The organism is Polynucleobacter sp. P1-05-14 (assembly GCF_018881675.1).
Taxonomy (GTDB): Bacteria; Pseudomonadota; Gammaproteobacteria; order Burkholderiales; family Burkholderiaceae; genus Polynucleobacter.
On the sequence record NZ_JACVPV010000017.1, the window covers coordinates 87,940 to 105,328 of the forward strand.

General features: G+C 45.6%; 11 protein-coding genes and 2 tRNA genes. 11 read left to right on the forward strand and 2 right to left on the reverse strand.

Features of this window, described 5'->3' with window-relative positions; translation table 11 throughout:
- Positions 1-10 precede the first annotated feature (10 nt).
- The 8 genes from ispF (at position 11) to ICN37_RS07995 (ending at position 8,510) form a co-directional block, all read left to right on the forward strand.
- Positions 11-514 carry a 2-C-methyl-D-erythritol 2,4-cyclodiphosphate synthase gene (gene ispF, locus ICN37_RS07960; RefSeq protein WP_215322145.1) on the forward strand — a complete coding sequence of 168 codons (504 nt, stop codon included), beginning with the start codon at positions 11-13 and terminating at the stop codon, positions 512-514.
- Between the two features lie 77 nt (positions 515-591).
- Positions 592-678 (forward strand) — tRNA-Leu (locus tag ICN37_RS07965).
- A 56-nt stretch (positions 679-734) separates the two neighbouring features.
- Positions 735-2,072, forward strand: a complete 1,338-nt coding sequence (gene tig / locus ICN37_RS07970) for a trigger factor (protein WP_216156432.1) — start codon at positions 735-737, stop codon at positions 2,070-2,072.
- Between the two features lie 42 nt (positions 2,073-2,114).
- Positions 2,115-2,744: an ATP-dependent Clp endopeptidase proteolytic subunit ClpP gene (clpP, locus tag ICN37_RS07975; RefSeq protein ID WP_216156435.1), complete on the forward strand. Its 630-nt coding sequence runs from the start codon at positions 2,115-2,117 to the stop codon at positions 2,742-2,744.
- Positions 2,745-2,772: 28 nt separating this feature from the next.
- Positions 2,773-4,134: an ATP-dependent Clp protease ATP-binding subunit ClpX gene (gene clpX, locus ICN37_RS07980; protein ID WP_216156438.1), complete on the forward strand. Its 1,362-nt coding sequence runs from the start codon at positions 2,773-2,775 to the stop codon at positions 4,132-4,134.
- A 189-nt stretch (positions 4,135-4,323) separates the two neighbouring features.
- Positions 4,324-6,756: an endopeptidase La gene (gene lon, locus ICN37_RS07985; RefSeq protein ID WP_216156441.1), complete on the forward strand. Its 2,433-nt coding sequence runs from the start codon at positions 4,324-4,326 to the stop codon at positions 6,754-6,756.
- Positions 6,757-6,862: 106 nt separating this feature from the next.
- Positions 6,863-6,938, forward strand: a tRNA-Val gene (locus ICN37_RS07990).
- Between the two features lie 108 nt (positions 6,939-7,046).
- Positions 7,047-8,510, forward strand: a complete 1,464-nt coding sequence (locus ICN37_RS07995; RefSeq protein ID WP_216156444.1) for a peptidylprolyl isomerase — start codon at positions 7,047-7,049, stop codon at positions 8,508-8,510.
- Positions 8,511-8,528: 18 nt separating this feature from the next.
- On the opposite strand, the gene ICN37_RS08000 is transcribed toward ICN37_RS07995, so the two are convergent.
- Positions 8,529-9,200 (reverse strand): arylesterase, encoded by a 672-nt coding sequence (locus ICN37_RS08000; RefSeq protein ID WP_216156447.1) that lies wholly within the window; start codon positions 9,198-9,200, stop codon positions 8,529-8,531.
- 2 nt (positions 9,201-9,202) lie between these two features.
- Between ICN37_RS08000 and ICN37_RS08005 the strand changes: the two genes are divergently transcribed.
- Genes ICN37_RS08005 through ICN37_RS08015 form a run of 3 tightly spaced genes read left to right on the forward strand, consistent with a single transcriptional unit; the run spans position 9,203 to position 14,711 of the window.
- A complete protein-coding gene (locus tag ICN37_RS08005; RefSeq protein ID WP_216156451.1) occupies positions 9,203-9,877 on the forward strand; it encodes an ABC transporter ATP-binding protein in 675 nt (224 codons plus the stop codon).
- Between the two features lie 21 nt (positions 9,878-9,898).
- A complete protein-coding gene (gene purL, locus ICN37_RS08010; RefSeq protein WP_216156455.1) occupies positions 9,899-13,936 on the forward strand; it encodes a phosphoribosylformylglycinamidine synthase in 4,038 nt (1,345 codons plus the stop codon).
- A complete protein-coding gene (locus ICN37_RS08015; protein WP_255533318.1) occupies positions 13,881-14,711 on the forward strand; it encodes a spermidine synthase in 831 nt (276 codons plus the stop codon). The genes purL and ICN37_RS08015 overlap by 56 nt, the downstream gene beginning before the upstream one ends.
- Before the next feature lie 83 nt (positions 14,712-14,794).
- On the opposite strand, the gene ICN37_RS08020 is transcribed toward ICN37_RS08015, so the two are convergent.
- On the reverse strand, positions 14,795-17,380 hold the full coding sequence (locus tag ICN37_RS08020) for a bifunctional aconitate hydratase 2/2-methylisocitrate dehydratase (RefSeq protein ID WP_216156459.1): 2,586 nt from the start codon (positions 17,378-17,380) through the stop codon (positions 14,795-14,797).
- Positions 17,381-17,389: the final 9 nt, after the last annotated feature.

The following is a 17,389-nucleotide window of genomic DNA, read 5'->3' on the forward strand; positions in this document are numbered from 1 at the left end:
GAAATCCAATATGACTCAAAGCAATCCCCATATTCCGCAATTTCGCATTGGTCAGGGTTACGATGTGCATGCATTAGTAGCAGACCGAAAGTTGATTCTGGGTGGAGTCCACGTGCCTTATGAAAAGGGTTTATTGGGACACTCCGATGCTGATGCCTTACTGCATGCATTAACTGACGCTTTATTGGGGGCTGCGGGCTTAAATGATATTGGGCAGTTATTTCCGGATACTGATCCTCAATTTAAGGATATGGATAGTCGAATCTTGCTCAGAGCGGCCTTGCAAAAGATCCAGGCAGCGGCATTTCAGATTGGCAACGTAGATGCCACGATTATTTGCCAAAAGCCGAAATTGGCGGATTTTTTGCCAGAAATGGTCCGCAATATTGCTGCAGATTTGGCTGTGACCCCCAGTCACGTCAATCTTAAGGCTAAGACAAATGAATCCCTGGGCCATTTAGGTAGAGGCGAGGGCATTGCCGTCCACGCCGTTGCTTTGCTCTACAAGGCCTAAAAGATTCTCTAAAACCCTAGGCATTGTAGAATTACGGTCTTTAGAGTGAAGTCTAGGCTTGGCAGTTTGCGGATATCGCGAGGATGGCGAAATTGGTAGACGCACCAGGTTTAGGTCCTGACGCCAGAAATGGTGTGGGGGTTCGAGTCCCCCTCCTCGCACCACAAGATTGCTACTTGGCTTGGACTTCACATTTCCAGATTTCAATTAAGAGACGAGAATGGCTGTGCAGATAGAAAATTTAGGTTCACTAGACCGCAAAATGACTTTGGAATTCGCTCGTGCCGATTTGGCAAAAGCGCGGGAAGCCCGTTTAGCTAAAGTTGGTAAGACCATGAAAATGGCCGGCTTCCGCCCAGGCAAGGTACCAAAGAATCTCGTTGAAAAACAACATGGCATGCAAGTGGACTTCGAGCTCCAGTTTGATAAAGCTGCTGAACTCTTTTATGACCAAGCCCAAAAAGAAGGTGTTGCTTTAGCTGGTCAACCACGTCTTGAGCCAAAGAGCGAAATCGATGCCGACAAGATTGTTTTTGATGCCTTCTTTGAAGTGTTGCCAGAAGTAAAAATTGGTGACTTTAGTAAGGCGGAAGTTACCAAACACACAACCGATATTGGCGAAGCAGAAATTGACCGCGCCTTAGATGTGCTGCGTAAGCAGCAGGTTCATTACCACCCACGCGGTGAGGCTGGTGCTCATGGCGATGGCGGCTCTAATCTTGCAGCTCAAAATGGTGACCAAGTGGTGATTGATTTTGTTGGCAAGATTGATGGAGTTGAGTTTGCCGGTGGTAAAGCAGAAAACTTTGAATACGTTCTGGGTGAAGGTCGCATGCTGCCTGAGTTTGAAGCTGCAACATTGGGACTTAAAGTAGGTGAGAGCAAATCTTTCCCATTAAGTTTCCCTGCTGATTATCACGGTAAAGACGTTGCAGGCAAAACTGCTGAGTTCACTATTACTGTGAAATCAGTAAATTGGCCGCATCTACCAGCTGTTGATGATGCATTTGCATTGTCTTTAGGCGTTACTGAAGGCGGCGTTGCGAAAATGCGTGCTGAAGTAAAAGAAAATTTAGATCGCGAAGTGAAGCGTCGCATTACTTCTTTACTCAAGAATGAAGTGATGGACAAGCTCAATAGCTTGTGCGAACTCGATGTTCCTAAGTCTTTGCTTGCCTCCGAGCAAGAGCGCTTAGTTGAAGGCGCTCGTCAAGATTTAATGCAGCGCGGTGTTCCGAATGCTAAAGATGCCCCTATTCCTGCTGAAATTTTTGCAGAGCAAGCTACCAAGCGTGTTCGTCTTGGCTTGATTCTCAGCGAGTTAGTTAAAAAGCAAAACTTAGCTGCTACCGCAGACCAAATTAAAGCTGAAATTGACGAGCAAGCTGCTACATACGAAGATCCAAAAGAAGTGGTGCGTTGGTTCTACAGCAATCCAAGTCGCTTGAAGGATATCGAAAACCTCGTGCTTGAAGATAATGTGATTAAGTATTTCACATCCCAAGCCAAGGTAATTGATAAAGCGGTTACCTTCGAAGAACTCAGCAAGCTAAACTAAGTCAACTACTAAGTCATCCATTTACCCACAAGAGGTTTCGTTATGATCTACAACCATTCTCAGTCTGAAAATCTAGAACCAAAAGGCTTGGGCTTGGTTCCAATGGTGATTGAAACCTCTGGTAGAGGCGAGCGTGCTTACGATATTTACTCTAGATTATTGCGTGAACGAGTAGTTTTTTTGGTTGGGGAGGTCAACGACCAAACTGCTAATTTGGTAATCGCGCAATTGCTGTTCCTTGAGAGTGAAAATCCAGATAAAGAAATTTCTCTATATATCAACTCTCCAGGCGGTTCAGTTTCTGCAGGATTGGCTATCTACGACACAATGCAATTCATCAAGCCGCATGTCAGCACATTGTGCATGGGCATGGCTGCAAGTATGGGTGCATTCTTATTGTGTGCTGGTGAAAAAGGTAAGCGCTATGCTTTGCCAAACTCACGCGTCATGATTCATCAGCCCTTAGGTGGTGCACGTGGCCAAGCCTCTGACATTGAGATTCAAGCTCGTGAGATTTTGTATTTGCGTGAGCGCTTGAACAAGATTTTGGCCGACCGTACTGGTCAATCAATCGATACGATTGCCAAGGATACTGATCGCGACAACTTTATGTCTGCAGAGCAAGCTCGTGATTATGGCTTGATCGACAAAGTTATCGAGAAGCGTCCTTAACCCTTCATAGATATATACAGAGCCTATTTTGAGCGATACCAACACTACGAATTCAGCAGACAAAGTTCTGTATTGCTCCTTTTGCGGCAAGAGCCAGCATGAAGTTAAAAAACTCATTGCTGGCCCATCTGTTTTTATTTGCGATGAGTGCATTGATCTTTGCACAGACATTATTCAAGAAGAAATTGCCAAGCTTCCCAAGGAAGAGGGTGATGATTCTTTGCCAACACCACATCAAATTCGTGAAAACTTAGACCAATACGTTATTGGTCAAGATCATGCCAAAAAAACATTGGCAGTTGCCGTATACAACCACTACAAGCGCCTACAGTATTTGCCTAAGCCTAAAAAAGAGAAGTTGGATAAGGATGGCAAGCCAGTAGAGGGCTCAGAAAAAAAAGAATCTAAGCTCCCTGCTAAAGCAATGGTTGATGGTGTAGAGCTTGCAAAGAGCAATATCCTATTGATTGGGCCAACTGGTTCAGGTAAAACATTGCTAGCGCAGACATTGGCTCGCATGCTCGATGTGCCATTCGTAATGGCTGATGCAACAACCCTAACTGAAGCAGGATATGTTGGTGAAGACGTTGAAAACATCATCCAAAAATTATTACAAGCGTGCGACTACAACGTAGAAAAAGCGCAGCGCGGCATTGTCTATATTGATGAGATCGATAAGATTTCACGCAAGTCAGACAACCCATCTATTACTCGCGATGTATCTGGTGAAGGTGTTCAGCAAGCGCTGTTAAAGCTGGTTGAAGGCACGATGGCTTCTGTGCCACCGCAAGGTGGACGCAAGCATCCCAATCAAGATTTCTTGCAAGTAGATACAACGAATATTTTGTTTATTTGTGGTGGTGCATTTGATGGACTTGAAAAAGTCATTCAGCAGCGTACTGCTAAAACAGGTATTGGATTCAATGCAACTGTTCCTGGTAAAGATGACCGCGGTGTAAGTGATCTCTTGATTGAAGTTGAGCCAGAAGATCTTATTAAGTTTGGCTTGATTCCAGAGTTGATTGGACGCTTGCCCGTTGTTGCGACTTTGGCTCAATTGGATGAAGAGGCTTTAATTCAGATTCTGACTGAACCTAAAAATGCCTTAGTTAAGCAATATCAGGCGCTTTTAACTATGGAGGGCTCTGACCTCGAAGTACGTCGCGAGGCATTATCTGCCATTGCCAAGAAGGCAATCGCCCGCAAAACTGGTGCTCGTGGCCTGAGATCCATCCTTGAAGGTTCTTTGATGGATGTCATGTATGACCTGCCATCCTTGAAGAATGTCCAAAAAGTTGTGATAGACGAAAGTAGCATTGCTGATGGCGGAAAACCACTTTTAGTCTACAAACATGATGCTGATCAGGCGGATTTAAGCAAAAAAGCATAAATTCTTAGGGTTTTTGCTATTTTTGGGGCATTTTTGCCCCGTTTTTGTCTTTTTACCCCTTGTTTTTCTCTAAAGCCCACCCATATAGGTAGTATGCTATTTATGAATAATGTCTGTATTTAGTGGTTGTTAATTCAATTGCTACTAATGAAGACTTTTGAGGTTTGATTACTTTGGAGGATTTGCCCCATGCCTGGCCACTTATTACTACCCTCTGAACCGATTCAACTACCTTTACTCCCTTTAAGGGACGTAGTTGTATTTCCCCATATGGTGATTCCACTCTTTGTGGGTCGCCCTAAATCGATTAAAGCGCTCGAAGCGGCTATGGAAACGGGCAAAAACGTTCTTTTGGTGGCTCAAAAAACGGCTGCTAAAGATGAGCCCGTCATTGAGGATCTCTATGAGGTGGGCTGTATCGCCAATATTTTGCAGATGCTCAAGTTGCCTGATGGCACTGTAAAAGTGCTTGTTGAAGGTGTTCAGCGCGCTGAAGTTAGTCAAATTGAAGATAGTCTTGGTTACTTCAATTGCGAAGCTACACCAACTGCCATCAATGCAATTGACGCGCATGAAACAGAGGCTTTGCGTCGCGCAATCATGGCGCAGTTTGATCAATACGTAAAACTCAATAAAAAAGTTCCTCAAGAGATACTCTCTTCTCTGGGCGGAATAGATGATCCAAGTCGTTTGGCTGACACCATCTGTGCGCATCTACCTGTGAAGCTAGAGCAAAAACAACGCTTACTTGAAATGATGGATGTTGTACAACGCTTGGAAAGTTTGTTGGCTGATCTGGAAAGTGAGATTGATATTCTTCAGGTTGAGAAGCGTATTCGTGGACGTGTAAAGCGTCAGATGGAAAAGAGTCAGCGCGAGTACTATCTCAATGAACAGGTAAAAGCGATTCAGAAAGAGTTGGGTGAAGGCGAAGAGGGCGCTGATCTCGAAGAGCTCGAGAAGCGTATCAAGGCTGCGCGCATGCCTAAGGAAGCATTGAAAAAGGCAGAATCAGAACTTAAGAAGCTTAAGTTGATGTCGCCCATGTCAGCAGAGGCAACAGTCATCCGTAACTTTATTGATACGCTGGTGAATCTACCCTGGAAGAAAAAAACCAAGATTAACAACAACCTTACTAATGCTGAGAAAGTATTGGATGAGGATCACTATGGCTTGGATAAGGTCAAGGAACGCATTTTGGAGTACCTAGCAGTTCAACAACGTGTTGATCGTGTCAAGGCCCCAATTCTTTGTTTAGTCGGCCCTCCTGGTGTTGGTAAAACTTCTTTAGGTCAATCTATTGCGCGTGCGACCAATCGAAAATTTGTCCGCATGGCCTTAGGCGGTGTGCGTGATGAATCTGAGATTCGTGGTCACCGTCGTACCTATATTGGTTCGATGCCTGGTAAGATTTTGAGTAGCCTTACCAAGGTGGGCGTTCGCAATCCTTTATTCCTTCTGGATGAAGTAGACAAGATGGGTATGGATTTCCGCGGTGATCCAGCTAGTGCCTTGTTGGAGGTTTTAGATCCAGAACAAAATCACACCTTCCAAGATCACTATGTAGAGGTTGACTTTGATCTCTCAGATGTGATGTTTGTCGCTACCTCGAACTCCTTGAATATTCCTGGCCCATTGTTAGATCGTCTTGAGATTATTCGCCTGGCTGGCTATACCGAGGATGAAAAGACCAGTATTGCTGTGAATTATTTGATTCCTAAACAAATCAAAAATAATGGCTTAAAGAAGGACGAGCTCAAGATTGAAGATAGCGCAGTTCGTAATATGATTCGTTACTATACGCGTGAGGCTGGCGTGCGTTCTTTAGAACGTGAAATCAGCAAGATTTGCCGCAAAGTAGTAAAGCTATTGCTCTTAAAAAAAGAAGCTGCCCCGATTGTTGTGAATGCGGATAATTTAGAGAAATTCTTATCGGTACGCATGTATGACTTTGGTTTGGCCGGAAAAGAAAATCAAGTTGGTCAGGTTACCGGTTTGGCTTGGACTGAAGTGGGTGGTGATTTGCTCACCATCGAAGCTGCTGTGATGCCAGGTAAGGGTGTTATTACCCGCACCGGTTCTATTGGCGATGTGATGAAAGAATCCGTTGAGGCTGCTAGAACAGTAGTTCGCTCTAGATCTAAACGACTTGGCATTACGGATGAGGCTTTTGAGAAGAAGGATATTCATATTCACTTCCCAGATGGCGCAACACCAAAGGATGGCCCATCTGCTGGTATTGCGATTACGACAGCCTTGGTATCCGTCTTTACTGGGATTCCGATTCGTTCAGATGTCGCCATGACAGGTGAAATTACGCTTCGTGGTGAAGTATTGCCTATTGGCGGATTAAAAGAGAAACTTTTGGCTGCTCATCGCGGTGGCATTAAATTAGCCTTAATTCCCGAAGAGAACGTCAAGGACCTGATTGATATTCCCGACAACGTCAAAAATGCAATCGAAATTATTCCGGTTCGCTGGATCGATAAAGTGTTGGAGCTGGCTTTAGAGCGTATGCCTGAAGCTCTGCCAGATCCTACGCCCGAAGAGTTGGCTAAAAAGGCTTCAGAGGCTAGTAAAGCAAATGAAAAGGGTGTGGCCTCAGACGTTCTTAAGCACTGAAAATAGGGCGATTTTTCGTTAAATTCTCCTCGTGGTTAGAGGTCGGTTTAGCGAAAAATCCACCCAAAACCCACGCTTAGGTTACAATCTCAGCTGTAATAATTTGGGGCGCTTAGCTCAGTTGGTAGAGCGTCTGCCTTACACGCAGAATGTCGGGAGTTCGAGCCTCTCAGCGCCCACCAAACTATTACCTCTTTTCTTTTTCTTAGCCTACTCAGGCATTTCAATACCCATCAGCCCAGCGCCTAGTACACTCGTGGTATTCATCTTTTTTACTAGCGAACTTTTACATGTTTGATACCGTCCGTAAGCACCAGCGAATTCTTCAGTTTGTTTTAATGCTTTTGATTGTTCCATCCTTTGCGTTCTTTGGAATTTCTAGCTATTCCAGCTTCCTGGACAAAGAGACTGACATTATCAAAGTTAACGGCAAACCTATTACTGCTCAAGAAGTGGATTCAGCTGCGAAACGTCAAGCTGAGCGCGTTGGTGGAAATGCGCAGATTGCTCAAAGCCTCCAATTTAGACAAGCAATTTTGAATGAGTTACTGCAACAACGCATCCTTGGGTTTGCAGTCAGCAATTTGCGTTTACAAGTCGGGAAAGAAGCCCTCGTGAAGAGCTTGCAAAATATTCCGCAGATTCGCGCACTATACAAACAAGATGGTAGTTTCGATGATGCGCGCTTTAAACAGCTCTTGGCTAGCAATGGCTTAAATGAAGAGCAGTTTTATGCGAGCCAGGCTTTTGACTTAAAAATTAGCCAATTGGTGAACTCTGTAGCCCGTACGGAAATCGCCAGTCCAAAATTATCTGAAATTGTTTCAACCCTGTATGAGACTGAGCGTCAAGTTCAGGCGCTATCCTTTGATGCAAAAGATTATTTAAGCAAGGTAAATCCCTCCCAAGAAGACCTTCAGGCCTTCTATACCGCCAACACGAAGTTATTTGAGAGTCCAGAGTATGTGGATGTCGAGTACATCATTCTCAAAGCTGATCCAAAAGAAGATGCCAAAGTATTTAGCGATAAAGCAGATCAATTTGCCAATATCACTTATGACCAGTCAGACAGTCTTAAGCCAGCAGCAGATAAATTAAAGCTCAATGTCCAAACCCAAAAGGGTGTCACTCGCTCTGGAGCAATGGGTGTTGCAAAAGATCACCCATTGGCCAATCCTAAGGTAGTCCAATCTTTATTTGGCGATGAAGCTGTTAAGAACAAACGTAATATTGAAGCAGTGCAAACATCCCCTGGTGTTTTTGTTTCAGCACGTGTTATCACCTTCCACCCAGCACAAACTTTGCCATTTAAAGATGTGGCGGCAGAAGTGAAACGTCAAGTTAGCCAGCGCATGGCTGAAAAGCTTGCCATCAGCGCAGCAGCTGAGCGCTTAGCTTCGCTAGAAAAAGATCCTAAAAGTGCAGCCGGTTTTGCAAGCCCAATTTGGGTTTCTCGCAATAAGCCTGCAAACTTAATTGGCGGAGCGCTTGATGAGGTAATGTCCACTAACCCTGATAAATTTCCTGCGCTGGTTTCTGTTCAGAATCCTGGGGTCGGCACTATTCTGTATCGTGTTGATCAGCTAAGGCAGCCCACAGGTGCAGATGCCAAGGTCCACAAGGCACAAGCGCAACAAATCCAAGCATTGGCAGCTCAGTCTGAATTTGCTGGGTTTATGGCTTATTGGCGCGATGTTGCTGGGGTTAAGCTAATTAATCCCCTTAAGCCGCCATCATCTGGTGCGGGCAGTTAAGCTGTATCGCTAAATTACTTATTGACTCTTCAGCAGTGTTTGATATGGGGCCATAGCGCCCCATACATTTTTAAAGAGAATGACTTGCGCCTTTTCGTTAGGATGCATGCGATCTGCTTGAAATAAATTGATGTCAGAGGCAACATTCTTAAGAAAAAACGGTACAAGCTCAACCTGTTCCTGACGAGCAAGCTTGGGATATAAATCATGAAACTCCTTCGTGTACTCCTGGCCATAATTTGGTGGAATTTGTATGCCAAACAAAAGGACTTTGGCCCCAGAGGCCTTGCTTAACTGAATCATCTTGCGTAAATTCTTTTCTGACTCCTGGATAGATAGACCGCGCAATGCATCATTTGCTCCGAGTTCCAATAGAACGATGCCCGGCTTTTTTTGCTCTAGTTGTTTTGATAATCTGGATAAACCACCAGCGCTAGTTTCGCCACTAATGCTGGCGTTAAATATGCCCCAGGGGCTTCTCTGTCTTTGGAGTTGATCCTCTAGCAGCCTTACCCAGCCGGTACCTCGAACCAATCCATACTCAGCTGAAAGGCTATCGCCCATAACTAGTATTGTTGGATTTGTCTGAGCTTTTGTGCCAAAAGGAATAAACAGGCAAAATAGGGCAGTTGCCATTAATGCGGCTTGCAATTTTTTACTCAAGAAGTTCAACCAAATATATTGATTCATTTATGAGTATTCCAGTGAAGGTCCTTAGCGCAATACATCTAGGTAAAGAAGTTTTATCTAGTAATGGATCATTAACTATTTTGCACGACATTAGCTTTGACGTCTTTGAGGGTGAAAGCATCGCCATCACCGGAGCTTCGGGTTCTGGAAAAAGTACTTTACTTGGACTTCTGGCTGGATTAGATGCGCCCTCTAGTGGGCATGTTGAGTTGGTCTCTCAAAATCTGAATCACCTGGATGAAGATGGGCGGGCAAAATTAAGGGGGCAAAAGGTTGGCTTTGTATTCCAATCCTTTCAATTGCTGCCTCATTTGACAGCCCTTGAAAACGTCATGCTGCCAGCTGAGCTGAACAGTATGGCAAAGCCCAAAGAAAATGCTCTGGTCTGCCTGGACCAGGTGGGTTTAAGTGAGCGAGCCAATCATTTCCCCAAAACTTTATCAGGCGGAGAGCAGCAACGGGTTGCTCTGGCAAGGGCTTTCATCATGAAGCCGGCGATTTTGTTTGCCGATGAGCCTACGGGCAGCCTTGATGAGGGTAGCGGGAATCGGGTTATTGAGCTGCTTTTTGACCTAAATCGAGCCAATCATTCTACCCTTATTTTGGTCACCCATGACAAGGCCCTGGCTAATCGGTGCCAGCGGCAGTTACACCTTCAAGGTGGGCGATTGTTGTAGGCAAAACCTTATAATCTAGGGATGTCTTTTTTCCACTTTTTGTCTGGCGCTGATGCGCTTTCCCCCTTTCGCCAACAGCGACTTTTAGCTACTTTGGCTGCCCAAGGGGTTGATCTTGAGTCTATTGAAGCTCAATACCTTCATTTCATATGGTCAGAGGCTGAGCTAAAAGCCAAAGACCAAGAAGTCATGGCTAGTTTATTGACCTATGGCCAGCCGTTTCATTCCAAAATACATCCAGGAAAGTCTTGGTTCGGAACTGGTAAGGGTGAGAATCAAGGCGCCATCGTTATCCCAAGATTTGGGACCTTATCTCCTTGGGCTAGTAAGGCTACTGATATAGCTTGTCAATGTGGATTAGATGTGTTGCGGATTGAGCGTGGCGTACAGTTTTCATGGAAAAGTAAAAAGGCGTTAACTCCAGAGCAAAAAAAATTAGTGCTAGCTGCGATACACGACAGAATGACCGAAACGGTGATTGATTCTACGGATGCAGCCAATGCTTTATACCAATCTCTCGAAGACAAGCCTCTAACTCGCATACCAGTGATGACTGAAGGCAGAGTTGCCCTTGATAAAGCTAATCAGGAATTAGGCCTTGCCTTATCTGATGATGAGGTAGCGTACCTTGTCGAAAACTTTATCCGCCTGCAACGCAACCCATCAGATGTTGAGTTAATTATGTTTGCGCAAGCAAATAGCGAACACTGTCGCCATAAGATATTTAATTCCAGCTGGACAATTGATGGGGATGATCAAGAACGCTCTTTATTTGCCATGATCCGCAATACACACCAATTGCATCCAGAGGGAACGATCATTGCGTATTCTGATAACTCCGCAGTCATGGTTGGCTGTGAAGCGGAAACCTGGGTTCCTCAAGGCAAAGATCAGCTCTACGAAAAAGATACTCGCCTAGTCCATACTCTCATGAAGGTGGAGACACATAATCACCCGACTGCAATTGCTCCTTTTCCTGGGGCATCTACAGGTGCGGGCGGTGAAATTCGTGATGAGGGAGCAACTGGCATTGGTGGCCGACCTAAAGCTGGTCTGACCGGTTTCTCAGTTTCCAATTTGAATATTCCAGGCACAGACCTTCCTTGGGAGAATCTGAAATACGGTAAGCCTGAGCGCATTGCTACACCTTTACAAATCATTATTGAGGGGCCACTAGGCGGCGCTGCATTTAATAATGAGTTTGGCCGACCAATCTTGGGTGGTTACTTCAGAGTCTTTGAGCAAACATTAGATGGCATACGCCGCGGCTATCACAAGCCCATCATGATTGCTGGTGGCATTGGAAGTATTGATTCTATTCATACTGAAAAAAAAGCAATTAAAGCAGGGCACCTATTCATTCAATTGGGCGGTCCAGGTATGCGAATCGGCATGGGCGGTGCTACGGGTAGCTCTGTTGCAACCGGGACTAATACTGCCGATCTTGATTTTGATTCTGTACAGCGAGGCAACCCAGAAATGGAGCGTCGCGCGCAAGAAGTGATTAATGCATGCCGCGCTCTGGGTGACCGCAATCCAATTGTTTCTATACATGATGTGGGTGCGGGCGGTATCTCTAATGCATTCCCGGAGCTTGCAGATGGAGCTGGATTGGGGGCTTCATTTAAACTTCGGAGCGTTCCACTCGAAGAAAGTGGCATGAGTCCTGCAGAGATTTGGTGCAATGAATCTCAGGAACGTTATGTTTTGGCAATTGATGCCAAGGACTTAGATTTATTTAAATCATTTTGCGAACGTGAACGCTGCCCCTTTGCGGTAGTTGGAGAAGCGACTACTGAACGTCAACTGAAATTAAGTGACTCAAAGCAGACGTTATCTGATGATGCAGCGCTGCCAATTGATATGCCGATGGAAGTTTTGCTTGGTAAGCCTCCAAAGATGCATCGCAACGTTACAAGAGTTGACCAGGAGTTCAAAGAATTAGATGTAACTGATGCCGATCTTGCCCAATCAATAGCCTGGGTCTTGCAACAACCTACCGTAGCTAGCAAATCTTTCTTAATTACGATTGGTGACAGAACTGTTGGCGGTCTAAATGCCAGGGATCAGTTTGTTGGTCCATGGCAAGTACCAGTAGCTGATTGCGCCGTAACCCTGATGGATTACAAGGGGTATCGCGGCGAAGCTATGTCCATGGGTGAAAGAACTCCATTAGCGGTTATAGACGCACCAGCAGCCGCACGCATGGCAGTGGGTGAGGCGATTACCAATCTCTTGGCTGCAGATATTGCCAGCCTCGAAAGCGTAAAACTTTCTGCAAACTGGATGGCAGCATGCGGATCTCCTGGCGAGGATGCTAAGCTTTATGACTCCGTTAAAGCAATCGGCATGGAGCTGTGTCCTGCGCTTGGAATATCGATCCCAGTGGGTAAAGACTCTCTATCTATGTCTACCGCATGGCAAGATGGTGATGAGGCCAAGAAAGTAGTCGCACCCGTATCTTTAATTATTTCTGCTTTTGCATCTGTGCTTGATGCCCGTAAAACATTGACACCTCTGCTTCAATTAAAGGGCAAAGACGGATCTCCACAAGAGACTGAGCTGATCTTGATTGATTTAGGGCGTGGCAAGAATCGTATGGCGGGAAGTATTTTGGCTCAAGTACTTGATCAGTCCGGAAAGTCAGTGCCTGATATTGATCATCCAGAAGATCTCAAGGCTTTGGCCGCCGCCATAATTGAACTGCGGAAAGCGAATAAGCTTTTGGCCTATCACGACCGTTCTGATGGTGGGTTATTTGCCGCCGTCGCTGAAATGGCTTTTGCCTCTCATTGCGGAATTTCGCTCAACGTAGATATGATCGCTATGGACGCTGGACAGGAGCCTGATTATGGTGATGCCAAGAATTGGGCGCACCAGGTTTCTGGTCGCCGCCATGAGCAAACGATGCGCGCATTATTTAACGAAGAGTTAGGCGCAGTAATTCAAGTTCGCAAAGAAGATCGTGATGCGGTGTTTGCCGTATTGAGAAATTTGGGCTTAAGTGCTCATAGCCATGTGATCGGCAAACCCAATACCAACGGTCGTATTGAAATTTGGCGTGATGCTAAAAATATTTTTGCTGAGCCGCGTGAGGTGCTGCAAAAGATCTGGACCAATACTAGCTATCAAATAGCCCGTTTACGTGACAATCCTGCCTGTGCTGATAGTGAATTTTCGCTCTTGGACAATGTTGCCGATACAGGGATGAATCCTAAACTCACATTCAATCCTTCTGAAGATATTGCAGCGCCGTTTATCACTAAGAATGTACGCCCTAAAGTAGCCATATTGCGAGAGCAGGGCGTGAACTCCCATGTTGAAATGGCATATACAGTAAATTGGGCTGGATTTGATAGCTATGATGTCCACATGTCTGATTTACTCAGTGGCAAGGCTAAATTAGAAGACTTTAGAGGGCTTATTGCTTGTGGTGGCTTTAGTTACGGAGATGTATTGGGGGCTGGAGAAGGCTGGGCAAAAACAATTCTGTTCAACCAACAGCTTCGTGATCAGTTTTCTAAGTTCTTTGAGCGTCAAGACAGCTTTGCGTTAGGTGTTTGTAACGGCTGCCAAATGATGAGCAATCTCTCGGGAATTATTCCGGGTGCAGAAGCATGGCCTAAATTTACACGCAATCAATCAGAGCAATATGAAGCGCGCTTAGTGATGGCTGAAGTAATGGCTTCGCCTTCCATATTCACCCAAGGAATGGAAGGCAGTCAGATACCCATTGCCATTGCTCATGGTGAAGGGTTTGCCAATTTCAGTCAACAGGGCAGCTTAGAGCAGATTCAAAAGCAGGGCTTAGCTTCATTCCGCTTTGTGGATCATCAGGGCAACCCAACAGAAATTTATCCAATGAATCCAAACGGGTCTCCCAATGGTTTAACTGGGGTCACGACACCCGATGGTCGTTTTATGGTCATGATGCCTCATCCCGAGCGTGTATTTAGAGCTGTGCAGATGAGCTGGTGTCCGCCTGAATGGTTGGATACCCCTGATGGTGCTAGCCCTTGGCTACGCCTATTCCGCAATGCCCGTCGTTGGGCGAATTAAGTTGTCTGCTGATGGATTAATGGAGCCGGTCACTTTTTCTGAAAGTGGCGGCGTTCGTTATCTTCACTTTGGTACGGACTCCATTCAGGGAGCGATGCGTATTCGTGATCCTGATGAGATTTATTTAGAGTACAACCAGCAGATGATGGCCTGGCTATTATTTTTGGAAACTAAGCCCGGTATGCGGATAGCCCAGCTAGGTTTAGGTACCGGCGCATTAACAAAATTTCAACATCGATATTGCCCAGCTGTGAAAACTACCGTAGTAGAGTTCAATCCCGCTGTAATCGTTTCTGCAAGATCTATGTTTTTTACACCTGACGATGATCGCCGCTTAGAAACTCTACAAGCTGATGCAAAACTATTCGTCAAGAATAAAAAGTATCAAGACTGCTTTGATGCTGTTCAGGTTGATTTGTATGATGCCATTTGCGATGGTCCTGCGGCAAGCTCTTTGGATTTTTATAAAGGTTGCTACGATATTCTCAAAGGGCCCGGTGTGATGACGGTGAATTTATTCTCGCGACACAAAAGCTTTGATATAAACCTTAAGAATATCTGCGAAGCTTTTGATAACAGGGTGCTCTTATTTCCTGAGTCCCATGATTGCAATGTCGTCGCAATCGCATTTAAGGGCCCTAAGCTCGAGGCGGAATGGAAGGATGTCTCAAAACGGGCAAAACTGATCCTTGAAAAAACTGGGCTCCCTACTAATAAATGGGTTTCAGGCATTAGTCGGGAGAATGCCCGACAAGAAGATAAGCTTTCGATCTAATACTTCGAAGCAAAAGAAAAAGGCGATCGTTTGATCGCCTTTTTTTGCCGCTCAACCTATTGCTAGGTTGAGCGTATTGCGTATTACACGGTCACAGTATCTGCAACATCGCTAAATGACTTGAGCTTGTCAAAACTCATGTATTTATAAACATCGCCAGCTTTAGCATCAAGAGCCTTCACTTGCTCCAAATACTCTGCAGGAGTAGGTAGGCGACCCAAGAGTGCGGCAACAGACGCCAATTCAGCAGAAGCCAAATACACGCGAGTATCGATACCCAAGCGGTTAGGGAAGTTACGAGTAGAGGTTGATACAGCTGTGGAGCCCTTGCGGATCTGCGCTTGGTTACCCATACAAAGTGAGCAGCCTGGGCTTTCCATGCGGGCACCAGCTGCGCCTAACATGCCGTAGTAGCCTTCTTCCATCAAGACCATAGCATCCATCTTAGTTGGAGGCGCTACCCATAAACGGGTTGGCATATCTTTCTTACCTTGTAGCACCTGACCAGCTGCGCGGAAGTGGCCAATATTGGTCATGCATGAACCAATAAATACTTCATCAATCTTGTCACCCGCAACTTCAGACAACACTTTCACATCATCCGGATCGTTAGGGCATGCAAGGATAGGCTCTTTGATTTCATCGATATTGATTTCGATAATCTCTGCATAGTCAGCATCTGCATCAGCTTTAAGAAGCTGAGGATTAGCAATCCAAGCTTCCATGGCTTTGATACGGCGACCAAGAGTACGCTTATCTTCATAACCATTAGCAATCATCCACTTCATCAAGGTGATATTTGATGTCATATATTCAATAATTGGCTCTTTGTTCAAGTGAACAGTACAGCCGCCAGCAGAGCGCTCAGCAGAAGCATCAGACAATTCAAACGCTTGCTCAACTTTTAGGTCAGGTAGACCTTCAATTTCAAGAATACGACCCGAGAAAATGTTCTTCTTGCCTTGTTTCTCAACGGTCAACAAACCTTTTTTGATTGCATATAAAGGGATGGCATTTACTAGATCACGTAAGGTGATGCCAGGCTGCATCTTGCCTTTAAAGCGCACCAATACAGACTCAGGCATATCTAATGGCATCACACCTGTAGCAGCTGCGAAAGCAACTAGTCCTGAACCAGCAGGGAAAGAAATGCCAATTGGGAAGCGAGTATGGCTATCGCCACCAGTTCCACAGGTATCTGGGAGGAGTAAGCGGTTCAACCAGCTATGGATCACGCCATCACCTGGTCGCAAGGCAACGCCACCACGATTCGTCATGAATGGCGGCAACTCATGTTGAGTGCGAATATCTACAGGTTTTGGATAAGCTGAGGTATGACAGAACGACTGCATTACGAGATCGGAAGAGAAGCCAAGGCAAGCCAAGTCCTTCAATTCATCGCGCGTCATTGGGCCTGTTGTGTCTTGTGAGCCAACAGTAGTCATATGCGGCTCGCAGTACGTTCCGGGCCGAACACCTTGGCCCTCTGGTAAGCCACATGCTCTACCAACCATCTTTTGAGCCAAGCTGAAACCCTTCTTGTTATCAACAGGATTAACTGGAAGGCGGAATTCAGTAGAAGCAGGCAAGCCCAGGGCAGCCCGTGCTTTAGCAGTTAAGCCACGGCCAACGATTAAAGGAATGCGTCCGCCAGCGCGTACCTCATCCAGAATGACAGGCGACTTCAATGTAAAGCTGGTAATTTCCTTACCGTTTTTGAATACCTTTCCTTCGTATGGGCGAAGTTCTATTTCATCACCCATATTCATTTGAGAAACATCTAATTCAATTGGCAATGCTCCGGAATCTTCCATTGTGTTGAAGAAGATCGGGGCGATATTGGTGCCTAAGCACACACCACCAAAACGTTTGTTTGGTACGAATGGAATATCTTGACCTGTCCACCACAGAACAGAGTTTGTTGCAGATTTACGTGATGAGCCTGTACCAACAACGTCCCCAACGTAGGCAATTTGATTGCCTTTTTTCTGGAGAGCAGCAATTTGCTTCATAGGACCACGAACACCAACCTCATCTGGCTCAATGCCAGGACGAGGGTTCTTGAGCATGATGGTTGCATGTAGCGGAATATCAGGGCGGCTCCATGCGTCAGGCGCAGGAGAAAGGTCGTCGGTATTGGTTTCACCGGTTACCTTGAAAACAGTTAACTTCATGCTTTCTGGAACTGCAGGGCGGCTAGTAAACCAGTCCGCATTGGCCCAACTTTGCATTACCGCTTTAGCATTTGCATTGCCTTTTTCAGCAAGCTCTTGAACGTCGTTGAAATAATCAAACATCAAAAGTGTTTTCTTGAGCGCTTCTGCAGCAGCAACTCCGCACTCAGAGTCAGATAAAAGCTCTACTAACGGTTTGATGTTGTAACCACCTAGCATCGTGCCCAAAAGTTCGGTAGCGCGAACGCAGGAAATCAATGGAGATGTTTCTGTACCTTTGGCAACAGCGTCTAAGAACTCAGCCTTTACTTTGGCTGCATCGTCTACACCAGCAGGAACACGGTTAGTGATTAATTCAACTAGCTCAGCTTCTTTCCCGGCAGGTGGGTTTATTAGCAATTTCACCAGTTCAGAGGTTTGATCCTTGGTTAAGGGCAGGGCTGGAATACCGAGAGTTGCGCGTTCAGCGACGAGGGCGTTATAGGCTTCTAACATTATGTTTCC

Excerpts from the sequence above, each read along its gene's own strand:
- ispF (WP_215322145.1), top strand. The coding sequence starts at position 11 with ATGACTCAAAGCAATCCCCATATTCCGCAATTTCGCATTGGTCAGGGT.
- tig (WP_216156432.1), top strand. The coding sequence starts at position 735 with ATGGCTGTGCAGATAGAAAATTTAGGTTCACTAGACCGCAAAATGACT.
- clpP (WP_216156435.1), top strand. The coding sequence starts at position 2,115 with ATGATCTACAACCATTCTCAGTCTGAAAATCTAGAACCAAAAGGCTTG.
- lon (WP_216156441.1), top strand. The coding sequence starts at position 4,324 with ATGCCTGGCCACTTATTACTACCCTCTGAACCGATTCAACTACCTTTA.
- ICN37_RS07995 (WP_216156444.1), top strand. The coding sequence starts at position 7,047 with ATGTTTGATACCGTCCGTAAGCACCAGCGAATTCTTCAGTTTGTTTTA.
- ICN37_RS08000 (WP_216156447.1), bottom strand. The coding sequence starts at position 9,200 with ATGAATCAATATATTTGGTTGAACTTCTTGAGTAAAAAATTGCAAGCC.
- ICN37_RS08005 (WP_216156451.1), top strand. The coding sequence starts at position 9,203 with ATGAGTATTCCAGTGAAGGTCCTTAGCGCAATACATCTAGGTAAAGAA.
- purL (WP_216156455.1), top strand. The coding sequence starts at position 9,899 with ATGTCTTTTTTCCACTTTTTGTCTGGCGCTGATGCGCTTTCCCCCTTT.
- ICN37_RS08015 (WP_255533318.1), top strand. The coding sequence starts at position 13,881 with ATGGTGCTAGCCCTTGGCTACGCCTATTCCGCAATGCCCGTCGTTGGG.
- ICN37_RS08020 (WP_216156459.1), bottom strand. The coding sequence starts at position 17,380 with ATGTTAGAAGCCTATAACGCCCTCGTCGCTGAACGCGCAACTCTCGGT.